General features: G+C 65.1%; 21 protein-coding genes and 3 pseudogenes. 8 read left to right on the top strand and 16 right to left on the bottom strand.

Annotated features, from left to right (window positions below):
- The 3 genes and pseudogenes from AC1DVA_RS23135 to AC1DVA_RS23125 all read left to right on the top strand — a co-directional run.
- Window positions 1–136, top strand: a pseudogene (locus AC1DVA_RS23135) (IS3 family transposase); the annotation flags it as partial.
- Window positions 137–211: 75 nt separating this feature from the next.
- Window positions 212–496 carry a nuclear transport factor 2 family protein gene (locus AC1DVA_RS23130; protein WP_476807406.1) on the top strand — a complete coding sequence of 95 codons (285 nt, stop codon included), beginning with the start codon at window positions 212–214 and terminating at the stop codon, window positions 494–496.
- Window positions 497–667: 171 nt separating this feature from the next.
- Window positions 668–1,372 (top strand): IS6 family transposase, encoded by a 705-nt coding sequence (locus tag AC1DVA_RS23125; protein ID WP_476807405.1) that lies wholly within the window; start codon window positions 668–670, stop codon window positions 1,370–1,372.
- Window positions 1,373–1,452: 80 nt separating this feature from the next.
- On the opposite strand, the gene AC1DVA_RS23120 is transcribed toward AC1DVA_RS23125, so the two are convergent.
- Window positions 1,453–2,169: a hypothetical protein gene (locus AC1DVA_RS23120; protein WP_265054574.1), complete on the bottom strand. Its 717-nt coding sequence runs from the start codon at window positions 2,167–2,169 to the stop codon at window positions 1,453–1,455.
- 422 nt (window positions 2,170–2,591) lie between these two features.
- Here AC1DVA_RS23120 and AC1DVA_RS23115 point away from each other — a divergent pair.
- Window positions 2,592–3,266, top strand: a pseudogene (locus tag AC1DVA_RS23115) (IS6 family transposase).
- 171 nt (window positions 3,267–3,437) lie between these two features.
- Here the strand turns inward: AC1DVA_RS23115 and AC1DVA_RS23110 are convergent.
- The 13 genes from AC1DVA_RS23110 to dapA form a co-directional block, all read right to left on the bottom strand.
- Complete coding sequence (locus AC1DVA_RS23110) at window positions 3,438–5,774, bottom strand: xanthine dehydrogenase family protein molybdopterin-binding subunit (RefSeq protein ID WP_476807404.1); 2,337 nt, start codon at window positions 5,772–5,774, stop codon at window positions 3,438–3,440.
- A gap of 69 nt (window positions 5,775–5,843) precedes the next feature.
- Complete coding sequence (locus tag AC1DVA_RS23105) at window positions 5,844–6,908, bottom strand: threonine aldolase family protein (protein WP_265054572.1); 1,065 nt, start codon at window positions 6,906–6,908, stop codon at window positions 5,844–5,846.
- 71 nt (window positions 6,909–6,979) lie between these two features.
- Window positions 6,980–8,425, bottom strand: coding sequence for an FAD-dependent oxidoreductase (locus AC1DVA_RS23100; protein ID WP_476807403.1), 1,446 nt, complete (start codon window positions 8,423–8,425; stop codon window positions 6,980–6,982).
- Complete coding sequence (locus AC1DVA_RS23095; RefSeq protein ID WP_265054570.1) at window positions 8,415–9,587, bottom strand: alpha-hydroxy acid oxidase; 1,173 nt, start codon at window positions 9,585–9,587, stop codon at window positions 8,415–8,417. Before AC1DVA_RS23095 ends, AC1DVA_RS23100 begins: the two co-directional genes overlap by 11 nt.
- A 4-nt stretch (window positions 9,588–9,591) precedes the next feature.
- A complete protein-coding gene (locus tag AC1DVA_RS23090; protein ID WP_265054569.1) occupies window positions 9,592–11,220 on the bottom strand; it encodes a thiamine pyrophosphate-requiring protein in 1,629 nt (542 codons plus the stop codon).
- 19 nt (window positions 11,221–11,239) lie between these two features.
- Complete coding sequence (locus AC1DVA_RS23085) at window positions 11,240–12,403, bottom strand: alpha-hydroxy acid oxidase (protein WP_265054568.1); 1,164 nt, start codon at window positions 12,401–12,403, stop codon at window positions 11,240–11,242.
- 10 nt (window positions 12,404–12,413) lie between these two features.
- Window positions 12,414–13,382, bottom strand: a complete 969-nt coding sequence (locus AC1DVA_RS23080; RefSeq protein WP_265054567.1) for a hypothetical protein — start codon at window positions 13,380–13,382, stop codon at window positions 12,414–12,416.
- On the bottom strand, window positions 13,379–14,656 hold the full coding sequence (locus AC1DVA_RS23075; RefSeq protein WP_265054566.1) for an NAD(P)/FAD-dependent oxidoreductase: 1,278 nt from the start codon (window positions 14,654–14,656) through the stop codon (window positions 13,379–13,381). Before AC1DVA_RS23075 ends, AC1DVA_RS23080 begins: the two co-directional genes overlap by 4 nt.
- Window positions 14,657–14,665: 9 nt before the next feature.
- Window positions 14,666–15,427: an amino acid ABC transporter ATP-binding protein gene (locus AC1DVA_RS23070; protein ID WP_265054565.1), complete on the bottom strand. Its 762-nt coding sequence runs from the start codon at window positions 15,425–15,427 to the stop codon at window positions 14,666–14,668.
- A gap of 10 nt (window positions 15,428–15,437) precedes the next feature.
- Window positions 15,438–16,103 (bottom strand): amino acid ABC transporter permease, encoded by a 666-nt coding sequence (locus AC1DVA_RS23065; protein WP_265054564.1) that lies wholly within the window; start codon window positions 16,101–16,103, stop codon window positions 15,438–15,440.
- A gap of 88 nt (window positions 16,104–16,191) precedes the next feature.
- On the bottom strand, window positions 16,192–17,040 hold the full coding sequence (locus AC1DVA_RS23060) for a transporter substrate-binding domain-containing protein (RefSeq protein ID WP_265054563.1): 849 nt from the start codon (window positions 17,038–17,040) through the stop codon (window positions 16,192–16,194).
- A 126-nt stretch (window positions 17,041–17,166) separates the two neighbouring features.
- Window positions 17,167–18,594, bottom strand: a complete 1,428-nt coding sequence (locus AC1DVA_RS23055; RefSeq protein ID WP_476807402.1) for an FAD-binding oxidoreductase — start codon at window positions 18,592–18,594, stop codon at window positions 17,167–17,169.
- 14 nt (window positions 18,595–18,608) lie between these two features.
- Entirely contained in the window at window positions 18,609–19,508 is a 900-nt protein-coding gene (gene dapA, locus AC1DVA_RS23050) for a 4-hydroxy-tetrahydrodipicolinate synthase (RefSeq protein WP_265054561.1), read from the bottom strand.
- A 245-nt stretch (window positions 19,509–19,753) separates the two neighbouring features.
- On the opposite strand from dapA, the gene AC1DVA_RS23045 reads away from it, so the two are divergent.
- Complete coding sequence (locus AC1DVA_RS23045; RefSeq protein WP_476807401.1) at window positions 19,754–20,395, top strand: helix-turn-helix domain-containing protein; 642 nt, start codon at window positions 19,754–19,756, stop codon at window positions 20,393–20,395.
- A gap of 184 nt (window positions 20,396–20,579) precedes the next feature.
- Here AC1DVA_RS23045 and AC1DVA_RS23040 read toward each other — a convergent pair whose 3' ends face one another.
- A complete protein-coding gene (locus AC1DVA_RS23040; protein WP_265054559.1) occupies window positions 20,580–20,708 on the bottom strand; it encodes a hypothetical protein in 129 nt (42 codons plus the stop codon).
- Between the two features lie 624 nt (window positions 20,709–21,332).
- On the opposite strand from AC1DVA_RS23040, the gene AC1DVA_RS23035 reads away from it, so the two are divergent.
- Both AC1DVA_RS23035 and AC1DVA_RS23030 read left to right on the top strand, forming a co-directional pair.
- The gene (locus AC1DVA_RS23035) at window positions 21,333–21,923 is read left to right on the top strand and encodes a cupin domain-containing protein (protein WP_476807400.1); all 591 of its coding nucleotides are present in this window, start codon (window positions 21,333–21,335) and stop codon (window positions 21,921–21,923) included.
- A 202-nt stretch (window positions 21,924–22,125) separates the two neighbouring features.
- Window positions 22,126–22,413, top strand: a pseudogene (locus tag AC1DVA_RS23030) (IS6 family transposase); the annotation flags it as partial.
- A 242-nt stretch (window positions 22,414–22,655) separates the two neighbouring features.
- On the opposite strand, the gene AC1DVA_RS23025 reads toward AC1DVA_RS23030, so the two are convergent.
- The gene (locus AC1DVA_RS23025; RefSeq protein WP_476807399.1) at window positions 22,656–23,435 is read right to left on the bottom strand and encodes an IS5 family transposase; all 780 of its coding nucleotides are present in this window, start codon (window positions 23,433–23,435) and stop codon (window positions 22,656–22,658) included.
- On the opposite strand from AC1DVA_RS23025, the gene AC1DVA_RS23020 reads away from it, so the two are divergent.
- Window positions 23,373–23,546 (top strand): helix-turn-helix domain-containing protein (locus AC1DVA_RS23020; protein ID WP_476807407.1); only part of this gene is annotated, 174 nt, incomplete at its 3' end. The genes AC1DVA_RS23025 and AC1DVA_RS23020 overlap by 63 nt on opposite strands.

Here is a 23,546-nt window from a genome sequence, read left to right as displayed (position 1 = left end):
CTACAATACCCGGCGCCCGCACTCCTCGCTCGGCTACAAGCCGCCAGCACCGGTCGCTGTGGTCTGGCCGCCTACGAAAACCCAACCCGCTTCGCCGGCCATCTCAACCGTGGCCGACAAGCCCACCATGCATTAGATTAGAACCGGGCCACCTGATGGGGGCAGGCCAATAGCTCTGACGACTCCGGATTGTTGTTGGTCGAGCAAGGGAGTGGCGCGTGGTCATGCGGAAATCCGCGAGCGCCTTGCGGCCCGACCAAGCAACCGCACGACTCTCCATTTGCTGACTAACCTGCAAGTCGAAATCGGCGACGATATAATTGCCCGGGCGCACTCCTGCATCTTGGTCTACCGCTTTGACGAGGATGGCCAGTTTCCCTTCCAGACGACCACCCCGCACACGGTCGCCCGCTGCGAGGATCTTCTAACCAAGGCGCTGGGACACTGGTTAATCATGGAGCGGAGAATGTCAGTGATCGCCCAGCAGTCCGACTAGTCGGGGGAATTGTGCGCCAGAGGCCGACGGGGCGTGAAGCTGAAGCGCAGCGCGACAATTTCAGGCGTGCTTGGGGCTTGAACACCGGGGCGGGTCGGACGCGCTGACAAGGAGCGCGATGGGCATTGTCACGGGAATGGCGATCTGAGCCTGCCACGGTAGGATAGTGGCATGCAGCCGATTTCCTACGCCCGTCACCAGTTCCCGCCCGAGATGATCGGGCACGCCGTGTGGCTCTACCTGCGGTTCACCTTAAGCTATCGCGATGTCGAGGAGCTTCTGGCGAAGCGCGGCCTCGACATCTCGTACGAGACGATCCGGCGATGGGTGCTCAAATTTGGCTGCAGCTATGCCCGCAACCTGCGCCGGCTGCGGCCGCAACCGGCAGACACCTGGCACCTCGACGAAATGGTGATCCGCATTCAGGGCCGGCACCTGTATCTATGGCGAGCCGTCGACAGCGAGGGCGAGATCCTCGACATGCTGGTACAATCGCGACGGGATAAGGGTGCTGCCTTACGGCTGATGCGCAAACTGCTCAAAAAGCTTGGCTTTGCTCCCAAGGTTCTGGTGACAGACAAGCTGCGATCCTACGGCGCGGCCCGGCGAGAGCTGGGGCTCTCGGCGCGCCATGAGCAGGGCATGCGTCGCAACAATCGGGCTGAGAACTCACACCAGGTGATCCGACGACGAGAGCGCAAGATGCAGCGCTTCAAGTCGCCGATGTCGGCGCAGCGCTTTCTCTCCGTACATGCCGCCGTCCACAATCTCTTCAACCTCGAGCGCAATCTGATCTTTCGAGCGACGCTGCTCCTCTTTCGAGTTGCGGTCGCAGCAGTGGCAAAACACGACCGCCCCYGCGTAAGCACGGCGTAGCACAGGGCGAAATCCGGCTCGTCGAGGTTCCCGTGACAATGCCGAAGCCGGTTCTGTTTTGCCCGCCAGCCGTGCCGCAGTCACGCGTGCCTCGCCGAAGGAGCGGGCGGCGAAGCGAGTTCGTGGAGTATGGTGACTAGCTCAGTGTGAACAGGCGAAGTCCGATCACTGAACGCCTCGATTGGATTTGCTTCAGTGAGCCGGTTGAGACGTGTAAGCAGGCGAATGCGTTGACGGCGGGTGAGTTTGGCTTCGGACGAGCGCCAGCGGAAGAACAGGCGATATAGTTCACCGTCGCCGATGAGCTGGTTAAGTTCGTGAATCGTGACGTAGGCGAGGAAAAGGACCATCAGCCATATCTGAATTGACAAAAAGCGCGGCAGCGAAAAGTGATTCACGAAATGGTCACCGAAAGCGGTGATTGCGCCCCCTGCAGCGACGAAATGGACGACCTCCTCGGCCAGTCGCACGATCAGTACGCACACCCAGTATATCGCGCTCTTGAACAAGATGGGCTGGATCATTGGCGCACCGTCGAAACGGCGCATAAACGGCAGGTTGTCGGTTACCAAAACGGCTTTTCCGACCAGCAACGCCGCAAATATCGCGGTGAAGAAGCCACTGAACTCGACGCCGTGCTCCTGCAGGATTAGACGTTTGGTCCATAGGATCAGATTGAAGCCGAAGAGGAAGAATATCGTCGGCGGAAGCGCGTGCTTCACCTGTGTAAGCCACCAAGATACGGCCCGCCGCAAGAGCAATGTCGGTGTAGGGGCGGCAATATCGGGCTTTCTCATCTTCTACCCCAAGGATTTCGCGGTTAGCGGGTCGTTGTGACCACTCGGGTCCCTCGAACGTCTTCAGGTTCGGGCACAGTTGTTGACTTTACGTCATCAACCCGGTCACGAAGACCCAAAGAGGTGGAAGCGGGTTTCCCCAACTAGAAGGGTTCGAGGCGAGAGCCGACTTGTTTGGTCGGCGCTGCCACCGCTAGCTTCGGGGCATCGGTACCGTGCGGCGAATTTCACCGTGGCCATTCGCCGCCCCGACCCATCTTTGCCTCCCGCATGGGCTTGCCCTTTACCCAGATACTTGTCTTGATCCGGCATTGAAGGCAATTCTCCCGACAGAGAGAGACCTGTTGCCCGGGCCTGCGGGCGCTCGGAGGGCATTGTCACGGGAATGGGCGATTTGAACCTGGCCAATTAGGGCAGGGGGCATGCAGCCGATTTCTTACGCCCGTCACAGTTCCCGCCTGAGATTATCGGCACGCCGTGGGGCTCCATCTGCGGTTCATACCGCGATGTCGAGGAGTTGCTGGCGGAGCGCGGCCTCGACATTTCGTACAAGACGATCCGGCGATGGGTCCTCAAATTTGGCTGCAGCTATGCCCGCAACCTGCGCCGGCTGCGGCCGCGGCCGGCAGACACCTGGCACCTCGACGAGATGGTGATCCGCATTCAGGTCCGGCACCTGTATCTATGGCGAGCGTCGACAGCGAGGGCGAGATCCTCGACATGCTGGTGCAATCGAGACGGGACAAGGGTGCTGCCTTACGGCTGATGCGCAAACTGCTCAAAAAGCATGGCTTTGCTCCCAAGGTTCTGGTGACGGACAAGTTGCGATCCTACGGCGCGGCACGGCGCGAGCTGGGGCTCTCGGCGCGCCAAGAGCAGGGCCTGCGCCGCAACAGTCGGGCTGAGAACTCACACCAGGTGATCCTACGACAAGAGCGCAAGATGCAGCGCTTCAAGTCGCCGATGTCGGCGCAGCCCGTCCATGCGCCGTCCACAATCTCTTCAACCTCGAGCGCCATCTGATCTCCCGAGCAACGCTGCGCCTCTTTCGAGCCGCGGCCGCGCAGCAGTGGCAAAACGCGACGGCCGCCGCGTAAGTCGGCTTTGCTCAGGGCCAAATCCTGGCTCGTCGCGGTTCCCGTGACAATGCCGCTCGAAGCGGTCTGCGAGGAATTGCTTCGGCTCCGCGATGCGCTGATGAGCCAGCCGCAGGCATAGCTGGCGTCGCTCTGATGTCCTGAAAGCCGGCGCGTTCTAGCGCTGGCCCCTCAATCCTTCCTCTGAGCCTTCTGTGCCTCCCGGATCGCATGCCAGACGCGGGAGGGTGTGGCGGGCATGTCGAGATGCGTGACGCCGAGCGGGCGTAGCGCATCGAGGATGGCGTGGATCACGGTCTGGGGCGCGCCGATACAGCCGGCCTGGCCCACGCCCTTGGCACCGAGCGGGTTGGCCTGCGTCGGCAGCTCGACCATCGAGATCTCGAAGGTCGGCAGATCCATGGCGCGCGGCATCGCGTAGTCCATGAAGGTCGCGCTCAGCAGCTGGCCGCCATCGGGGTCGTAGCGGGCTTCCTCCATCAGCGCCTGGCCGATGCCTTGCGCCAGCCCGCCATGGACCTGCGCCTCGGTCAGCAACGGGTTCACCAGCGAGCCGTAGTCGTCGACGGCGACGTAGCGCAGCAGGCTTACTTCGCCGGTTTCCGGATCGACCTCGACCTCGGCGGCCTGCGCACCGTTCGGGAAGGTGTAGGGCACGTTCCGACGGGCGCCATGGCTCGCGAGCGGCTTGCCGGTCGTGTCCGCGACATGGCGCGCGACGGTCGCGAGGTCGACCTCGCCGGCGCCGGGAGCGTGGAAGCGACCGTCACGGAACGTGACGGCCTCCGGCTGGCTTTGAAGGAGCTCGGCCGCGACCGGCTTGGCAGTCGCGACCAGCGCCCGCGCCGCCAGGACGAGAGCGCCGCCGCCCAGATGCAGCGAGCGGGCGCCGCCATGGCCGCCGCCGCTGGGGACGAGCGCCGTATCGCCCTGGACCAGGCGGAAGCGCTCCACGGGCAGCCCGAGCTCGCTCGACAGGAGCTGCGCGAAGCTCGTTTCGTGACCTTGTCCGTTCGACTGGGTGCCCACCGCCATGGCGATGGCGCCATCAGCGTGAGCCGTCAGCCACGCGTCCTCGTTCGGAGCCCCGCGAGAGGTTTCCAGGAAGCAGCCGATGCCGAAGCCGCGCAGCTTGCCGCGCCGGCGCGACTGCGCCCGCCGCTGGCGGAATCCGGCACGGTCGACCTCGGCCAGGACACGGTCGAGGTTGGGACCGAAGGTCCCACAATCGAGCACGGCCCCGAAGGGCTTCTGATAGGGAAAGCGGCGGATGAAATTGCGCTTGCGCAGGGTCGCGGGGTCAATCCGCAGGCGATGAGCGGCTTCGTCCACCAGCCTCTCGATCAGGTAGTTCGCCTCCGGCTTGCCGGCGCCGCGATAGGCGTCGATCGGCACGGTATTGGTGAAGACGCAACGGACATCGACCGTCATCGTGGGGATGTCGTAGAGGCCCCCGAAAGCGGGCGTCGGCGCCGTGGTGGCACTGCCCGGTCCCAGCGAGGAGACATAGGCGCCGAGATTGGCGACGGTTTCGACCTTTAGAGCCAGGAAACGGCCCTTCGCATCCAGCGCGAGCCGGCCGGTCGTCAGGTTGTCGCGGGCGTGGACGCCGCTGGAAAAATCCTCGATGCGCTCGGCGAGCCAACGCACTGGCCGGCCGAGGCGCTGGGCGGCGACGAGCACCAGCGCATATTCCGGATAGGTGACGTTCTTCATGCCGAAGCCGCCGCCGACATCGGGACAGGCGACGTCGATCCGCTCGGAGGCGATATGCAGCACTGCCGCCAGTTCGCGGCGGATGTCGTGCACCGAGGCTCCGCTCAAGGACAGGCGGTAGCGGCCGCTCGCCTTGTCGAAACGCCCGAGCGCCACCCGCGGCTCGAGCGCGGCCGCCACGATTCGGTTGTTGACGACCCGGCAGCTCACGATATGGGCGGCCTGCTCGAAGGCCGCGGCAACGGCCGCCTCGTCGCCGAGCCGATAGCGCAGGGCGAGGTTACCGGGCGCCTGCGACCAGATTTCCGGCGCGCCGGGTTCCACTGCTGCGGCGAGCTCGGTGACCGAGGGCAGGATGTCGTAGTCGACGGCGATCAGCTCGCAGGCCTCGCGGGCAAGATCGACGCTGTCGGCCACGACGAAGGCGACGGGGTCGCCGACATGGCGCACGCGCTCATCGGCGAGCGGCAAGCGGGGCGGCACGATCAGCGGCGCCTCGCCGATCACCGCCAGCGAGCAGGGCAGGGGGCCGAGCTCGGCAATATCGGCTGCGGCATAGACGGCGTGAACGCCCGGCAGGTTTCGTGCGGCCGCGGCATCGATCGACAGGATCTCGGCATGGGCATGGGGTGAGCGCAGCACCATGGCATGCAGCGCGCCACGGACCTCGTCATCACCCAGATAGCGGCCCTGCCCCGTCAGGAAGCGCTCATCCTCGAAGCGACGCAGTGAGCGCGGGTCCGCAGGAGCCGGGATCGGCGCCGTCGCGGGGGTGGAAGGCTTTGCAGGCATCAGGCGACGACTTTTCGAGTTTGCGTCAGTTCGTTCCGGAAACCGCTCTGCACGTTTCGGGTCGGGATGTCAGCCGGCGCGCTTCATGGACAGCTCGGACAGCACATTGCGAAAGATGTTGAGGCACGCATCGATGTCGGCCGTCGTGACCCCGATATGCGTCACCGCCCGGATACGATGCGTGCCGAAGGCGCCCATGCCGACACCGGCCACCTTCAGTGCCCCGACCAGGGCCTCGGCAGTGACGCCGGTTCCGGCGATGTCGAAATAGAGGATGTTCGTCTCGATGCGTTCGTGTTCGAGGCGGATGCCCGGAATCGCGGCAAGCCCGGCGCCGAGCCGGTGGGCATTGGCATGGTCCTCTGCCAGCCTCTCGACATGGTGGTCGAGGGCGTAGAGACCGGCGGCAGCGAGGATGCCCGACTGACGCATAGCCCCGCCCCAGCGCTGCTTCAGGCGCCAGGCCTCACGGATGAAGTCACGCGATCCGGCCAGCACCGCACCGACCGGGCAGCCCAGCCCCTTGGTCAGGTCCAGCCAGGCGGAGTCGAAGGGGCTGGCATGGGCCGCCGCTGACACCTTGCTCTCCACCACCGCGTTGAGCAGGCGTGCGCCGTCGAGATGGAGCGAGAGGCCGGCCTGCCGGGCGGTCTCCGCCACTTCGCGAATGACGGAGAGCGGCCAGACCGCGCCGCCACCGAGATTGGCGGTCTGCTCGACGCAGACGAGGCGCGAGCGCGGCGCGTAACGACTCTCCGGGCGGATGGCCTGGCGCAACGCATCGGCCGTGAAGATGCCGCGCTCGCCGTCGAGCGTGCGGATCATCACGCCGGAGAGTGCGCTGGGCCCGCCCGTTTCGAAATTCACGATATGCGCGGTGGCGTCGCAGATCACCTCCTCGCCGGGGCGGCAATGCACGGCGATCGCGATCTCGTTGCACATCGTGCCGGAAGGCAGGAAGACGGCGGCCTCCTGGCCGAGCATCGCGGCGACGCGCTCGCACAGGGAAAGCGTGGTCTTGTCCTCGTCCTTTTGCTCGTCGCCGAGGGGCGCCGCCATCATGAAGCGGCGCATCGCCTCGGTCGGGAGCGATTTGGTGTCGCTGTAGAGCTCAATGAAGCGATGGCCGGTCATGCTGGTCTCCGGAGGCGGAGGAAGGGTTCGCCGCGGGCGAAAGGCGACGATTACCGGGGAAGAGTGGACGGTCAGGCAGTCACGGCGAAACCCGCTGCTTCGCGTCCGGCAATGCGGCCGCTGAAGCAGCTCGGCCCGACCATCATGCCCTCGAGCGGCTTGATGCCGCCGATATGGCCGCCGGCCATGCCCGCGACCTCGCCGGCCGCGTAGAGGCCGGGCAGGGTATCGCCCGTTTCCAGCAGGACGCGGCAGTCCCGGTCGGTCTGCACGCCGCCCATCGACTTGCGGCCGATCGGGACGAAGCGGACCGCGTAGAAGGGTGGTTTGGCTAATGGCGGAAGACCGGCGAGGGGGCGGTCGGTGACGGGGTCGCGCGCCAGCCCGCTGGCAAGCCAGCCGTTCCATTGCGCGACGGTGCGTGCGGCGCCCTCTGCGTCGATGCCGGCGCTACGGAAGAGCTCGTCGAGCGTGTCGGCTCGTGAGACCCAGGAGGAGTGGGCGATATGGCGCCTGGCCGCCTCGTTGCCGGTTTCCGAGCCCGGCGGGACGTGGTGGTCGTCGACCCCTATGCCAGGCAACATCGCCTCGTCGAAGATCGCCCAGCCCGTTGCCTCAGGCTGTGCGAGCAGGCGCGGAACCGCGAGATTGCCGCTGGTCGACTGGCTTTCGTCGTGGAAGCGCTCGCCGTTGCGGTTGAGCCAGAGCCAGCCCGTCTTGCCGCGGAAGACGATGCCGCGCTCGCCGGTCGGATCGCGATAATCGGGCACGCCGGTGGCGTAGCAATAGAGATCATCGAGATAGCCGAAGCGCACGCGGTGGCGCTGCAGGAGCGCGATGGCCTCGCCCTTGGCGCCGGGGCCGCCGCCCGCCAAAATCTGCGGCACGCCTTCGAGGCGGCGGGCATGGCGGCGGATCATCTCCAGGCTGCCGGCGAAGCCGCCGATGGCGATCACCACCGCCGGGGCATAGAGCCGTTGCTCGCGGCCCTCGGCGTCGCGGCAGACGACACCGCCGACCTTGCCGTCCTCGACGATGAGATCGGTGAGCCGCCAGCCAAAACGCCAGGCTGATTGGAGGTTCCGTTCCTTGAAGCGCTCCCACAGGATCGCCATCAGGCCCGCGCCGCCGTTCAGCGGGCGATGGAAACGCGGGACGCTCTCGCCTTCGAAATGCCTGATGTCGGGGAAGGTCATGCCGAGCCCGGTGAGCCAGTCGATCAGGTCGGTGTGGCCGCGCTCGAAATAGGTTCGGGCCCAGTCGCGGTCGAAATCATGCCCGCCGGCCGCCAGATCGGCGAAGGCGAGTTCGGGTGAATCGGAGATGCCGCGTTCGGCCTGCAAGGCCGTGCCCGGCACGCACATGCCGCCGCCGGCAAGCCGGGCCGTCCCGCCGAAGCCATCGGCCGCGTCGAGGCCAATGACCCTGGCTCCCGCCGTCGCGGCTTCGAGGAAGGCGCAAGCGCCCGCCGCGCCACCGCCGACGACAATGACGTCGGCATCTTTCTCACGCGCCATGGTCTGTCTCCGTTCGCCCTTCGGCGATCAAGTCCCGTGTCAATTCGGCCACGGAGCGGCAGCCGGTCAGCGCCATGGTGCGGTCGAGTTCGGATTGCAGCAGGCTCAGCACGTGATAGGCGCCGGCTTCGCCTCCGGCGGCGACGCCATAGAGCGGCGCGCGGCCGGCCAGAACCGCATGAGCACCGAGCGCGAGCGCCTTGGCGATGTCGCTGCCGCGGCGGATGCCGCTGTCGAGCAGGACGGAGCCCTTGCCGCCCGCGGCGGCGACAATGCGGGGCAGAGCGTCGAGCGTGCTGGCTGCGCTGTCGAGATTGCGCCCGCCATGGTTCGAGACGACGACACCGTCGCAGCCGAGCGCGAAGGCGCGCTCGGCCTCCTCCTCGCGCATGATGCCCTTCAGCAGCAGCTTGTGGGGCCAGCGCTCACGCAATCGGGCGATGTCGTCCCATGTGACGGACTGGCAGAGCGAGGTGCGCGAGGCGATCTCCTCCGCGGTGAGGTCCTGGCCCGGCTGCGGCATGTTCACGACGCGCGGCAGCCCACCTGTCGCGAGATAGCGCAGTGCCACGCCGGCCAGCCATTGCGGATGCAGCAGCATCTCAGCGCAGGAGGCCAGCGTCGGTCCCCAGGGCGGCATCAGCCGGTCGCGCTGGAGATATTCGCGCTGGCCGAGCACGGCCGTGTCGACCGTGACGACGAGCACGCCGAAGCCGAGTTCGCGCGCTCGATCGACGATGCCGTAGGTCAGCGCGCGATCCTTCCAGAAATAGAGCTGCTGCCACACGGTCGCGCCGGTGGCGGCGATATCGGCCATGGTGGTGGTCGAGTAGGTCGAGAGCGTGAAGGGCACGTTAGCGCGCGCTGCGGCCTTCGCCAGCTCCAGCTCGCCACGATACCAGAACAGGCCGGCAGGCCCTGCCGGCGCAACCGCGAGCGGCATGGCGTGGCGCTTGCCGAACAGCTCGGTCTCGGTCGAGCGCGCGGCGACATCGACGAGCGTGCGCGGCAGGAAGGTCAGGTCGCGAAAGGCCTGGCGGTTCCGGTCGCGCGCCAGATCGTCCTCGGTCGCCCGGTCGACGAAGTTGAACAGGCCCTTCGGGAGGCGGCGCGCCGCAACGCGCCGCACGTCCTCGATGTTGAAGCAGCGCGAGAGCGCCATGGCCTCAGGCCTTGGACATCGCCGTTTCCTGCGCCGTGATGAATTCGAGCAGGACCGGCTGGCCTTCCTTGGTTTTGGCGATGCCGCGCTCAATCGCGCCGCGGATCTCGGCCGGGTCGGTGATGCGCTCGGCATAGGCGCCGAAGGCGCGCGCCATGTCGCAGTAATTGCCGGTGATGCGGTTGGCCGCGTAGAGGCGGATCGCATTAGGGATGCTATTTAGCTCGGTGGCCATGCCGCCGTTATTGAGCAGGATCGAGAGGATCGGGATCCCCTCGCGCGCTGCGGTTTCGATATCCATGCCGGTAAAGCCGATCGCCGCGTCGCCCCAGACATTGATGCAGAGCTTGTCCGGGCATGCAAGCTTGGCGCCCATGGCGATGCCGAGGCCGTAGCCGAGCTGGGTGGTCTTGCCCCAGCCGATGAAGCTCAGCGGATCACGCGCGACCCAGAAGGGTGTGAGCTGGTCGCGCGGTCGCCCAGCGTCGTTGGTGATGATCGTTGGCTCGTCTTGCGTCGCCGCCATCAGCTCCCAGACGACGCGATACGGATTGATCGGCGTCTCCGCCGAGGTCAACTTCGGTAGCCATTCGGCGAGCCAGGTTTCGCGCGCGTCGCGGATGCGGGCGGCAACTGCATCGCCCTTTTCCGATTGCAAGCCGCGCCGTTCCAGTTCTGACAGAAGTGCCCGCAAGGCCAGCTTCGCATCGCCGACGAGGCCGATTTCGGCTGACACATCCTTATTGAGATGCGCCGTATCGAGTGTCATGTGGATGATGCGCTTGCCCTTTGGCACCGGCACCGCGAACAGTGTCTCGGTGAAGCTGCAGCCGACGCCGAGGATGACGTCGGCCTCGTCGAGGAAGGACTTGACCGGCATCGGATAGGTCAGCCCGCCGGAGCCGAGCGAGAGGGGATGATCCTCAGGGAACGAGCTCTTGCCGGGCAGAGTGGTGACGACCGGGCACGCGAGGCGCTCGGCCAGTGCGCGCAATTCGTCCCAGGCCTGGGCGTAATGGACACCTTGGCCGGCATGGATCACGAGATTGCGGGCGGAGCCGATCAGCTCGGCGGCGCGGGCGATGTCGTCGGGATCGGGGGCCGTGCGATGGCTGCGGACCGGGACGTAATCCTCCGGCTGGGCCAGCTCGGCGGTCCAGAGATCGTTCGGCACCTCGACGAGCACGGGCCCGCCGCGGCCATTGCGAAGCTGGCTCAGCGCGCGGCGCATCACATTGACGACCTCGCCGGGTAGGTTGAGCTGCTCGGCCGACTTGGTGATGTCGCGCATGCTCTGGACGGCGTTGAAGTTCGGCTTGATCCCGGCGACGCGCTGCGGATAGCCCTGCGGGATCACGAGCACAGGCACGGAGTCGGCATAGGCCTGCGCAACCGAGCCGTACGAATTCTCGATGCCCGGCCCGTGCTGCATGGCGAAGACGCCAAACTTGTGTCCGGACGACAGGCGCGAATAGGCGTCGGCCATGTGCATGCCGGTGCGTTCCTGGCGCACGACGATCGGCCTGATGCCGACCAGAGCGGCCTCGTCGATCAGCTTGTTCGTGGGGTAGCAGAACAGCAGCTCCACCCCTTCCTTCTTGAGGATGGAGGTCATGGTCTGGGCGACGTTCATGATACTGGCACTCCGGTTCTCAGGCCTGATCGGCCGCTAGACGCAAATCGGCGAGGGCAGGCGACCCCAGCATTCCCATCGTGATCCTGAGCTCGTTGGACAGGATGTTGAGGATGCGGCCCGCGCCCTCCGCTCCTCCGATCGCCACGCCATAGAGTGGCGCGCGCCCGACGAGGACGCCGCGTGCGCCCAGCGCCAGGAAGCGGGCGATGTCGGCGCCGCGGCGAACGCCGCTATCAGCGAGAATCTCGAGTCGGTCGGCGACAGCATCGGCGATCGCCGGCAACACCTGCGTCGGGCCGGGGGCGCAGTCGAGATTCCGCGCGCCATGGTTGGACACGACGATGGCATCGACGCCGTGCGCCAAGGCCGCCAGCGCATCCGCCACCCGCAGGATACCCTTGAGCACGAGCTTGCCGCGCCAATGCCGGCGCAGCAGCTCCACATCCTTCCAGGTCACGTCGGTTGCCAGGCTAAGCTCATCGGAAAGCGAGGCGCGGCCGAGTTTGGTGCGGAACTCGTCGGGATAATGCGCATAGGTGGGCACGCCGCCCACCGCCAGAGCCCGCAGCATGACCGATCCGGTCCAGCGCGGGTGCAGCGCAACGTCGAGCCCGGCTCGCCACGAGGCCTTGAGTGGGATGCCGAAACCGTTGCGCAGATTGTATTCGCGGTTGGGTCCGACCGCCGTGTCGACGGTCAGGACAAGCGTCTCGGCACCGGCGGCCCAAGCGCGGTCGAGCAGGGCGAGCATGCGCTGCCGGTTCTTCCAGACATACAGCTGGAACCAAAGCCGGGCCCCGGACTCCTCCGCGATGCGCTCGACCGTGGTGATCGACTGGGTCGACACGCAGAACGGGATGCCCGCGGCCGCCGCAGCCTTGGCTATCGCGATCTCGCCATCGTACCAGACGAGGCCGGCGACGGCGGTGGGCGCGATCACCAGGGGAAGCGGCTGGCGGTGGCCGAGGATCTCGGCCTCGGTCGAACGTTGCGAGACATCGACCAACACAGCGGGCGAAAGCGCGATCGCATCCAGCTGGCGGCGATTGGTCGTGATGGCGATCTCGTCCTCGCTCCCGCGGTCGACATATTCGAAAAGACCGCGCGGCAGCCGCCGAGAAGCGGCGCGGCGCGCATCGGCAATATTGAGGATATGGGCGAAGGCGGGCTTGGCGGTCATCGCGTCATCATCACCGTGGCAATCTCGTGCCGACGCCGCGCTCGCGTGCGCGGCCGACGACAAGATGCGCGAGCGCGAGGTCGGCGAGGGCAAAACCACGGAAGCAGAAGAAGGAACGGGCTCCCGGCGCCGTCGGATGGGCGGCGTTGGCAAGCTCAACGAGATCGTGACCGAAACGGACCGTGGTCACCGGGTTGCCGTCGATGTCGTAGGGAGCCTTTGACTGCTCGAGGCTGTCCGTCACAAGCACGTCGAAGGCCGGCAGATTCTCGGGAATCCAGCTACGGCCGATGTCGACGGCGGCGGCGAAGGCGTTCGGCTTCATCAGGCTGGCATCGAGGAAGGGCTTCAAGCCCGGAGCGCCCGGCACCATTGAGATAACGATGTCGCTGCGGGTGAGAAGCGTGGCCGCATCCACAGCGATTTCCGTCGCAAGCCCGCGCTTGGATCCAGCCTCTGCGAGACGTTCGGCCGAGGACCGGCTGCGGCTCAGCATCAGCGCTGTCGTCAGGCCGGGATAGAGGTCTAGGAAGGCGGCGAGATGGGCATGGGCCTGAAGGCCGCAGCCGATGAACCCGATGGTCTTGGGTGCGGGTGGCGCCATTCGTGTCGCGGCCGCCGCCGAGAGCGCGGCGGTCCGGATCAACGTGATCTCGTCGCCGTCGAGCACGGCCAGAGGCGCGCCGCTTTCGTAGTCGCTGACGCATATCAGGGCGTTGATGCCAGGCACCGGGCTCTCCGAGCCGACCGGTGCCATCGCGACCCACTTTAGGGTAGCGATCCCGTCTACCTGTGATGCAGCCGTCATCGCCTGGAAGGCATGGCCTGGACCGAGCGCGAGCCCGCTCTTGGGAAGGCTGCGATTGAGACCCGCAGCGTGGTCACGGAAGGCGCCGAGCACGGCCTCGCGCGCCTCGCCGGGAGGAATGGCGAGCGCCTTCACGTCATTGCGGGAGAGGTAGAGCAGGTGCTCGCTCATTGGGCGAACCTCCGGGCGGAGTAGGGGACGGGGTCAAAGGGCGGCTCGCGACCGTCTATCAGTGCAGCGACGAGCTTGCCCGTCGCCGGCGCCTGGGTCAGCCCGGTATGGGCATGACCGAAGGCATGCAGGATATCTCGCGAGCGGGACGCGAAGCCGATGCAAGGCAGGGCGTCCGGCGTCGAGGGACGATTGCCCATCCAGCGATCGATCTCGGCTGTATCGAAGCGCATCGCCTGTTCGGGAAACATCTTGCGCGCATAGCCCAGCAGGATGTCGGTTCGGCGCCAGTCGGGCGCGGCAGCTGGATCGGCGAGCTCGACCTGTCCGGCGAGCCGCAGTCCCTGCGGCGTCGAGACGACGCCCATCTGGCCATCCGACGGCATCAGCCCGACGCCGAGCGCTATGCCAGGTTCGGGAATGACGACGTGATAGCCGCGCTCGGAGATCAGTGGCACGCGGTCTCCGGCGAGCCGAGCCAGACTGGCCGATCCGATGCCCGCGGCGAGGACGGCCCGGTCGCAGGAGAGGCTACCCTGGTCCGTGGTGACGGCGCTCAGTCTGCCGCGCTCCATGACGAAGCCGGTCGCGCGCCCCGCGATGCGTCGCATTCCGCGTGCTTCCAGCAGGCGGGCGAGGGCGGCGCAATAGGCGCCGGGGTCGGCGATCTGGCCGGCATCATCGAGGCGGGCGCCGAAACGGTAATGTGGCGACAGCTCCGGCTGAAGGCGGCGCAGCTCGGCTTCCTCGATCTCGCTGAAGCGGACCCCGAACTCGCGGCGAAGCGACCAGATCCGGCTCTCCGCCGCGAAGACGGTCCGATCCGGATAGACGTACATAAGGCCTTGCTGACGGATAAGATCGCTGACGCCGGCCTCAGCAGCATAGTTCCGGTGATCGACCACCGTACCCTTGCAAAGCGGATAGCGCTGGCGCGCGCTCGTCGCGATGCGGTCCCAGTCACGGCCGGCGGCAATGAAGCGGGCGAGCCAGCCGGCGTGCCGGGGGAGGTCCCGCCAGCGCACCGTGAACGGTCCGGTCCGGTCGAGCAGGAAGCCCGGCACCTTGCGCCAAAGCCCAGGCAGGGAAATCGGGGCGATCGCGCCGGGGTTGATCCAGGTTGCGTTGCCGTAGGAGGCCGATTGTCGACCGCCCGGTTCGCCGGGTTCGATGAGGATCACGTGATGACCGTCGCGCTGGATTTCCAATGCCGCGCATAGGCCTACGATCCCCGCGCCGATCACGGCGACGGTCAGGGGCGCATCCTTCGACATCGGCCCGCCTCAGCCGCGATTGTGGAAGTGGCTGAGGAAGACCTTGGTCGCCTCCTGCTTCGGCTGGTCGATCACGTCGCGAGCTGGTCCTTCCTCGACGATGACGCCATCTCGCATGAAGACGACGCGGTCGGCCACGTCGCGAGCGAAAGCGATCTCATGGGTCACGATGATCATCGTCATGCCTTCGGCCGCGAGATCGCGCATCACGCCGAGGACTTCGCCGACGAGCTCGGGATCGAGCGCCGAGGTCACCTCGTCGAAGAGCATTACCTCGGGCTCCATGGCAAGGGCGCGGGCGATGGCGACGCGCTGCTTCTGGCCGCCGGAGAGCTTATTGGGAAAGACGTCGACCTTGTCGCTCAGGCCGACCTTGGCGAGCAGATTGCGGGCGAGTTCGTTGGCCTGCGGCTTAGGCATGGCCTTTACCGAGACCGGGCCTTCCATGACGTTTTGAACCACCGTCATGTGCGGAAACAGGTTGAAGTGCTGGAAAACCATGCCCGCGTTCGAGCGGAAGCGGGCCTGTTCGCGAGTGGCCGGCAGCTTCGAGCCGTCGCCGAAGGTGAAGCTGTCGTTGCCGATGCGGATACGTCCGCCCTCGGGCAGGACCAACAGGTTGAGGCAGCGCAGCAGCGTCGACTTGCCGGACCCGGACGGGCCGATCAATGCGATCACCTGAGCCGGCTCGACCTTGAGGTTGATGTCGCGCAGCACCGTCAGGGCGCCGAAGCTTTTGCGCAGGCCGGAGACCTCGATCTTGTAGCTCATCGCTGCGCCCTCAGTTGCTCTGAGCCAGCCGTTTTTCGGCTTGCTTGACGATCGCGGTCAGGGGCAGCAGCACGATCACGTAGATCACTGCCACCACCGTGTAGACCTCGAGGGCGCGGTAGGTGTCCATCGCCGCCACCTGGCCCTGATAAAGCAGATCAGGGACGGCGAGGACCGAGACGAGCGAGGTGTTCTTGAACTGGATGATCGACTGGTTCATCAGCGGCGGGATCATCCGCTTGATCGCCTGCGGCAGCACGATGCGGCGCATGACCCTCGCCGGMGTCATGCCCAAGGCCAGTCCCGCCTCGGTCTGCCCKGTATCGATCGAGACGATTCCGCCGCGAATGACCTCCGCATAAAACGAACCGCCATACAGCGTCAGCGTCAGGATCGCGGCGGTGATCGCGTCGAGCTTGATCCCGGTCAGGATCGGCAGTGCGTAGTAGAACCACAGCAGCAGCACGAGCAGCGGCGTCAGCCGGAACATCTCGATATAGGCCCAGGACAGCCAGCGCAGCACCGGGGATCGCGAGAGCTGAGCGATGCCCGCGACCAAACCCACGATCAGACCGAGGATCACGATCGCTATCGTGATCCCGATCGTCACGCCTGTCCCTGTGAGGAATATCCAGCGATAACCCCAGAGGATATCGAAGTTCCAAGTATAGGACATGCCAATCCTGCCCGCGCCCAGCGCGGCTCGAAGCCGTTCAAAAAATGGATGGGCTTCCCGCAGGCGAGTGCGGGAAGCCGGGCAAGTCTTAGAGGGTGATCCCGGCGGGGATATCCTCGGGCTTGACGTCGACCTGCTCCAGGCTCTCAACGACCGCGCTGCGGACGAGGCCGAGGCCGCGCGCATAGCCGACCCAGGTGTTGACGAAGAAGAGCCAGGTCTTGTCGACCTCGCGGCGGACGGCCGCATTCGATGTCGATCCGAAGAAGGGCTGCGGCACGACGACCTTGCCGAGGCTGGCATCCGCCTTCACGGCGCGTACGCCGCCCATCCAGAAGATGCACTGCGCATCGACGCGGCCGGTGCGCAGCGCCAGCATCGCCTCGTTGATGGTCTTGAAGCGCGTGATCTGGGCCTTGGAGCACAGGAGCGTGGCGATCTGGTCATGCGCCGAGCCGACGTCCACGGAGATCTTGACCTCCGGCTTGTTCAGGTCGGCCCAGCTCTTGGGATCGAAGCCCGGCTTGGCGATGACGACAAGCGCGCTGTCGTAGACCCCGTTCGAGAAATCCACCGCCATGGCGCGTTTCGGCGTCGGGTTTAGGCCGAACATGATGTCGATCTTGTCTGCCTGCAGATCGAGCACCGCATTGCCCCAGGTCGTCTCGACGAGCTCCAGCTCGACATCCATGTCCTTGGCGAGCGCCGAACCGATCGCATAGAAATGACCGCTCCACTTGCCCGAGGCCGGGTCCTTGCTGAACCAGGGGGCGCTGGAGGTCACTGCGCCCAGTCTCAACTTCTTCTTGGCGATGATGCGGTCGAAGGTATTCTGCGTGGCGGCCTGCGCGCTTGCTCCGTTGGAAGCCAGCGTCACTGCGCCGGCTGCAATTGCGCCAGCACCGATGAGGCCTGCCAGATCCCTGCGTGTCGTCATTTTCACTCTCCCGGCGTTGTGAGGCGAACCTCGTTATGTCTGGTGAGGCAGGCTCCCGCTTCCCCCGCGGGCTATCCGTGACCTTCCGCCTCTCACCGGAGGCGGCAGCGGATTTTTTCTCCGTTCTCAGATCGCCTTCGATGCCAGCAGAACACCCGGATTCATCAGGTTCTGCGGGTCGAACAGCGTCTTGACCTTGCTCATCAGCTCATATTTCAGCGGATCGGCGAGGCGTTCGAGCTCCTCCGTCAGCTTGCGCCCGACGCCGTGCTCGGCGCTGAACGTGCCACCGAAGCGAGCCGCGGCGTCATGTATGGCGCGCTCGACTTCGAGCGCGAAACCATCCTGGTCAGGCTGCGACGCCCAGAAGTCGCGCTGGAACATCAGGATGTAGTGAACATTCCCATCGCCGAGATGGCAAACAACCTGCGTTACCGCTTGCGGGTATCGCTTGGCTGCGACCTTGTCGGCTGCCGCGATGAAGCCGGCGACATCGGAGGAGCGGACGGCGACATCATGGACGATGCCGATGCCTTCCTTCTTGTTGGCCTCGGAGACCGAATGGCGGATGTGCCAGAATTCGGCAGCCTGCTGCTCGGAGGTCGCGACGACCGCGTCCATGGATTCGCCATTTCCGAGCGAAGCGCCGACGATTTCTTCAAGGATCGCCTGGAGGTCCGTGGTGGTATCCTCGCTGCCGAGCTCGATCAGCGTCGACCAGGCTGGAATCTCCGCGAAGGGGAAACGCACCCGCTCGACGTGCCGGCGCACCAGCTCGAACTGCGAGGCGGAAATCAGCTCGAACGCCTGGATATAGGAGCCGGCCCGGTCCTGCAGGGAGGCGAGCAAGGCGACGGCTGCCGCCGGATCGGTAACGGCGACCCAGGCATGAGCGCTGTTGGGCGTTTGCGGGTGCAGCCTCAGCGCCGCACCCGTGATGATGCCGAGCGTGCCTTCCGCGCCGATGAAGAGATGGCGCAGCATGTAGCCGGTATTGTCCTTGCGCAACGCCGCGAGATCCGCCAGCACGCGCCCGTCCGGCAGCACCACCTCCAGGCCGGCGACGAGATCGCGCATCGGGCCGTAGCGGACGACGCCGGTTCCGCCGGCATTGGTCGAGATCAGCCCGCCGATCTGGGCGCTGCCCTCGCTGCCGAGGTGCAGCGGGAACTGCCGTCCCGCCTCGGCGGCGGCGCCATGCAGCTCGCCGAGGACGACGCCGGCATCGACCGTGGCGATGCCCGTCGCCCTGTCGATGGCGCGGATTTGGTTCAGGCGCCGCAGGGAGAGCACGATGCCGGGCTTGTCACCGCGATCACTTTCCGGCACGGCGCCGAAGCAAAGCCCGGTATTGCCGCCGACCGGGAAGACCGGCTGCCTCTCCGCTGCGCAGAGCGCGACGACCGCAGCGACTTCCTGGGTGGAAGCTGGCTGGACCACGGCAAGCGCCCTGCCACGTCGGCGCTGTCGCCAATCGGAGAGCCACGGCTCCATCTCGGCCGGGTCGGTGATAAGCCACTTCTCACCGACGATGCCGCGAAGTTTCCCGATCACGATCCGCTCTCCGCTCAGGCGAGGTCGACGGCTTTTGCCCGAGCAACGGCGGTTTTCAGTTTCGCCAACGTCTCCGGGCTTGGCCCCACCAGCGGCAGGCGGACCCCGCCGACCGGCCTGCCTGCGAGCGCCATATATTCCTTTAGTGGGCCCGGGTTGGTCTCGACATAGATGGCGTCGACGACGGGATCGATCTTGTCCTGGAGCTTGAGCGCTTCCTTCAGCTTGCCCTGGCGGGCGAGCTCGAAGATCTCGATCCAGATCTTCGGATAGATCGTCGCCGAAGCGAGGACGCCACCGCGCGCTCCGAGCGCGACATGGGTGGCGAATAGGGGTTCCTCGCCCGAGAGGATCGCGATCTTGTCGCCGGCGAGCTTCACCGTGCGGATGAAGTCCGGCATGTCGTACGACGAGTATTTCATGCCGATGATCGAGCCGTCCTCAGCCATCGCTTGCACCGTCTCGGCGAAGGCGGAAACGGTGGTGCGGCGCGGGATCTGATAGAGCATGACCGGTAGGTTTAGCGCATCGCGATAACGGGCGAACCAGGCGCGCATACCCTCCTGGGTGCCGGGTGCGTAATATGGGGTCACGGTCATGACCGCCGAGGCTCCGACCTTCGCGAAGTCGCGGCCGGCTTCCAGCGCATCCTCGTAGCCAGTTGCGAGCACGCCGGGGATCACCGGCTTGCCATCGGCCACGTCGACGCAGGCGGCGACGATGTCGCGGCGCTCACCACGCGAGAAGACTGGATATTCGCCCGTGCCGCCGATCGGCACGATGCCGGCGGCGCCTGCCTCGAGCTGGAACCGCACCAGCGCCTGGAGGCCCTTGATGTCGACCGCCCCATCGGCATCGAGTGGCGTGACGATCGCGGTGTACAAACCGCCGAGAGTGTCGTGCGTAAGCGTCATCTGAAGAATCCCCACAGTGATGCTGCCGTTTCCGCGCGTCGGCCCCCTCGCCAACCGCGCCCAATTCCTTGCCGGCGCATTGTTGGGAACGGAGCCTCTTTGAGGGGCATGGATGTGTCAACACAAAAATATAAAAATGTCTGATACGACAATTATTGAACTATACGCGATGGCGTTCTCTTCCCCTCCTCGCAACCAGAGCTTATGACAGGACGGTCGCCATCAGGGAGACGAGGAGAATCGGCATGCCGGAAATCTCGCTGGCGGATCGCGGGGAGATCGAACCGCCTGAGGCCTGGCAGGTCGCTGAAGAGCCGCGCGGGGGGGTCGATGTCGGTGTTCGGCTGCTAAAGCTACGAAAAAACCGCGGGCTGACGCTGCRGGACGTCAGCGCGATGACGGGGGTCTCCGCCTCTGCCTTCTCCAAAATTGAACGCAATGAGCTCTCGCCAACGATCTCGACAATGCAGCGTATCGCGCATGGACTGGACGTCGAGTTGGCGACCCTTTTGTCCAGCGGTCAGGACAACGGCACAATGAGCTTTGCCGGACGCCGCAGCATCAACAGAACTGGCAGTGGCAGCAAGCATACGACCGGGACTTGCAACAATGTCCTGCTCTGCGCCGATCTCAAGAATAAGCGAGCTACGCCTATACTGACGACCGTGGCCGCGCGTTCGCCTGATGAATACGCGGCTTGGGCAAAGTCCGAGGCAGAGATATTCTTGATGGTACTCGAAGGCACTCTCATTGTGCACAGTCGCCTCTACGAGCCGCTTGAGCTCAACAAGGGCGATTCCATCTACTACGATGCCACTACGGAACACACTTGGACCTCAAAGGGTGCCTCTGATGCCGTGGTTCTGTGGGTTCTCGTCGACCTTTGAGATCGCTTCCGCTTCGTTTAGGGGTGAGCCTGCGACGACAATGCGGACGCGTTCCGGGGGTAGTCCTTCGCTTGGCGATGATGGTTGCCCGGATCGCTGCCAGCCTCGGCTTTGGTGACGGGCAAAGGGTTCTTATCCCGTTTCGTCTGTTTGAGGCGACGGGATTGGGGGAGGGCGTAGGCCATCACTCGCCGGCATCTTTGTCGCGGGATTTGATGGATCGGCTGGTTCCGGCATCGAGACGAGCGAGCGCCTGGGTCAGCTTCACATCGGACAGATCGTACCAGACCGACAGCAGCAGCGCCCTGAACATCGAAAGCGGAGGTAGGCCGGCTCGCCCTTCGTCGCCGGGAGTTCGACGACATGCAGCGCGCGTTTGGACGCCGATCACCGTTCCTCGCCGCATCTGCGGTGATAGCTGCTGGCCCAACGCGACCATGAAAGGCTCACGAGATCAGAATAATCGATTTTCTATCGGTCTTTGCCAATTCGAGTGACCGTTCTCTTTGGGTATGCGGCCCGACCAGCTGCCTCGCCTGACCAGGTCTTCCAGGGTGGCCGAGATGACTCCCCGAGGGCGCAGCGTCGGACATCGCAACAGCAAATTAGGACGGCCTCGTCGAAAGGCGATGGTCGAATTGACCGGTGGCATCCGAAACTCGTCTGTGTCAGATTCGAAGACCTTCGCCAGCCGGCACTCATTGCCCAGCTCATTTGCCTCCTCCCGCGAATCCATTTCCTGCCTTTCGCAGCCTGTTCGACACGTTTACTGCGCATGTAATTTCAATCCCTCTAACTTTTGTTATGCTGACTTCAACATGGGATGCGGTCCGTCGCCGACATCCCCGGACCGAGCGGCTGAGCTAGGCGTTGCAGGAAACATGCTGAGAGGCGATCGATGAGCAGGAACGCCGCAGGGACGGATCCCCTGGATAAGGTGACGAACGAAGCGATCGTCGTTCCCGAGGATGCCGAACATCGGCTCGGCGAGACGGTCCGGCTCCTGCGCCAGCGCGCCGGCTTGTCGATTCAAGACGTCGCGCAACGCACGGGCCTGTCCACCGGTATGATCAGCCAGCTCGAGCGTGCGCTGGCTTCACCCTCGATCAGGAGCCTGCGGCTGCTGAGCATCGCATTGGGCGTGCCGATCTCGTATTTCTTCGAGCCGCATGCCTCCGACCCGTCGTCGCAATACGTCGTGCGCCGGAATGACCGACGCCTTCTGCGCCTCACTGCGAGCGGCGTGCTCAAGGAATCGCTGACGCCAGCCCAGGGCGGCGCGCTCGAGATCTATGAGCTGACACTCAATCCCGGTGCGTCGTCGGGTGCCGATTTCGTCCAGCATGTCGGGGAGAAGGCGGTCTACGTTCTCTCAGGCCGTATCCGGATCTGGCTCGATCACGAGCCCCATGTGCTGGATGCGGGCGACAGCGTCTGCTTCCCCAGCACCGTGCCCCACATGTTCGACAACCCCGAACAGGCCGTGGCCCGTGCGATCTGGGTCACGAGCGGCGGCCATCATGGATGATGAGATCGAGGGTGCAGTCGCGTGCCAGAACCATGCATCTCGGTCAGCACAACAGCTCTCACGCTTGCCCAGTGGGCTCCGAACCTGATCCCAAACCTTCCTCGAACTGTAGAAATGTACGGACTCGCGAGGGTTCTGTTGCAAACTCTTCAGTTACGGAGATTAGGGCATCTCCTTTCAGCCATTGGCGGGAGGATTTCAGATTTTCAAGGGCCGTCATTTCGACCGATCGGTGATCCTGCTGTGTGTTCGATGGTATCTGGCCTACGGTCTGAGCCTGCGCGACCTGAAGGAGATGATGGCGGAGCGCGGCATCAGCATCGACCATTCCGCGATCCACCGCTGGGTCGTTTACTTCTCGCCATTGCTGCTTGAGCGCTTCAACCGGCGCAAGCGCGCCGTGACCGCCAGGAGGCATGCGGACGAGACGTACATCAAGGTCCGCGGACGGTGGATGTATCTCTATCGCGCCATCGACAGTGTTGGCGACCATCACGCCTTCGAGTCAGGTACAAGTCTTCGCCCGTTGCATCATCGGGCAGCGCGGGTACACCGCCGACGCCGCACGTGAGATGGGCGAGGATGAGTTCGCTGGTGGCCTCTACAGCCGCAGCCCGGCCCGCTGGTTCTCGCATGAGTGCCCTGATCGAGGTGATATCCCGGACCGAAACTTGGGGCCGCCAGATCCGGCCGAGCCTGCGGCCGTACGACTGAGGACCAGCTCGGGCTGTACTAGGCCGTCGACTCATTACCGCGTAGCCAGATCCTGACGCATGCGAGCTTGAGGCTTGCGAGGAAGTTCTCCGCGAGCTTGTCGTAGCGTGTGGCGACGCGGCGGAACTGTTTGATCTTGTTGAAGAAGCGCTCGATCAGGTTTCTGTCCCTGTAGAGGTGCCGGCTGAAGCAGATCGGGTCCTTCCGGTTGCTCTTGGGCGGGATGTTGGCCCAGGCTCCGCGTTCACCGACGAGGGCGCGCAAGGCGTTGGCGTCGTAGCCCTTGTCGGCCATCAGCATCGCGCCGGGAGCGAGATGGCCGATCAGGTCAGCGGCGCTGGCGATGTCGCTGGCTTGCCCCGCCGTCAGCTTGAGCTGGATGGCGCCCTTGCGCATCGACGAGGGCATGGATTTTGGTGGTGAGCCCGCCTCGCGAGCGACCGAGACAACGATCTCGACCCCCCTTTTTCCGGTCGCACCCTGTTGATGGACCCGCACGACCGAGGTGTCGATCATCTGGACGTCGCCGTCGTAAGCCTTTGTGATCGCGTCCATCAGCCGATCCCAGACGCCAGCTTTGCGCCAGCGGTTGAAGCGATTGTAGATCGTCGTCGGTGGGCCGTAGCGAGCCGGCACATCCGCCCAGGGCGCACCCGACCGAAGCACCCAGAAGATGCCGTGTTTGATCCCAGGTTTTGATGGTGCGATCTTTTCCATCGGATGGAAGGAGGCACTATGGGCCAGGTTCTGCACGGGAGCGCCACAACGACGGAGGCGATCCGTCGAGCGATACAGCATAGTCAAGCGAGCCTGAGGGCTCTGGCAAAGCGCTACGGCATCAACCAGAAGACCGTCGCGAAGTGGAAGAAGCGGGCCTCGGTGGCTGATCTGCCGACGGGCCCGCAGCAG

Source organism: Allobosea sp. P4_C6 (genome assembly GCF_056402015.1).
The sequence above is the reverse complement of the archived record's forward strand: the minus strand, read 5'-3'. Positions and strand labels throughout refer to the sequence as shown.

Bases quoted from the DNA above. Each gene is read 5' to 3' on its own strand.
- AC1DVA_RS23120 (WP_265054574.1), bottom strand. From the start codon at position 2,169: ATGAGAAAGCCCGATATTGCCGCCCCTACACCGACATTGCTCTTGCGG.
- AC1DVA_RS23110 (WP_476807404.1), bottom strand. From the start codon at position 5,774: ATGCCTGCAAAGCCTTCCACCCCCGCGACGGCGCCGATCCCGGCTCCT.
- AC1DVA_RS23105 (WP_265054572.1), bottom strand. From the start codon at position 6,908: ATGACCGGCCATCGCTTCATTGAGCTCTACAGCGACACCAAATCGCTC.
- AC1DVA_RS23100 (WP_476807403.1), bottom strand. From the start codon at position 8,425: ATGGCGCGTGAGAAAGATGCCGACGTCATTGTCGTCGGCGGTGGCGCG.
- AC1DVA_RS23095 (WP_265054570.1), bottom strand. From the start codon at position 9,587: ATGGCGCTCTCGCGCTGCTTCAACATCGAGGACGTGCGGCGCGTTGCG.
- AC1DVA_RS23090 (WP_265054569.1), bottom strand. From the start codon at position 11,220: ATGAACGTCGCCCAGACCATGACCTCCATCCTCAAGAAGGAAGGGGTG.
- AC1DVA_RS23085 (WP_265054568.1), bottom strand. From the start codon at position 12,403: ATGACCGCCAAGCCCGCCTTCGCCCATATCCTCAATATTGCCGATGCG.
- AC1DVA_RS23080 (WP_265054567.1), bottom strand. From the start codon at position 13,382: ATGAGCGAGCACCTGCTCTACCTCTCCCGCAATGACGTGAAGGCGCTC.
- AC1DVA_RS23075 (WP_265054566.1), bottom strand. From the start codon at position 14,656: ATGTCGAAGGATGCGCCCCTGACCGTCGCCGTGATCGGCGCGGGGATC.
- AC1DVA_RS23070 (WP_265054565.1), bottom strand. From the start codon at position 15,427: ATGAGCTACAAGATCGAGGTCTCCGGCCTGCGCAAAAGCTTCGGCGCC.
- AC1DVA_RS23060 (WP_265054563.1), bottom strand. From the start codon at position 17,040: ATGACGACACGCAGGGATCTGGCAGGCCTCATCGGTGCTGGCGCAATT.
- dapA (WP_265054561.1), bottom strand. From the start codon at position 19,508: ATGACGCTTACGCACGACACTCTCGGCGGTTTGTACACCGCGATCGTC.
- AC1DVA_RS23040 (WP_265054559.1), bottom strand. From the start codon at position 20,708: ATGTTCAGGGCGCTGCTGCTGTCGGTCTGGTACGATCTGTCCGATGTG.
- AC1DVA_RS23025 (WP_476807399.1), bottom strand. From the start codon at position 23,435: ATGCTGTATCGCTCGACGGATCGCCTCCGTCGTTGTGGCGCTCCCGTG.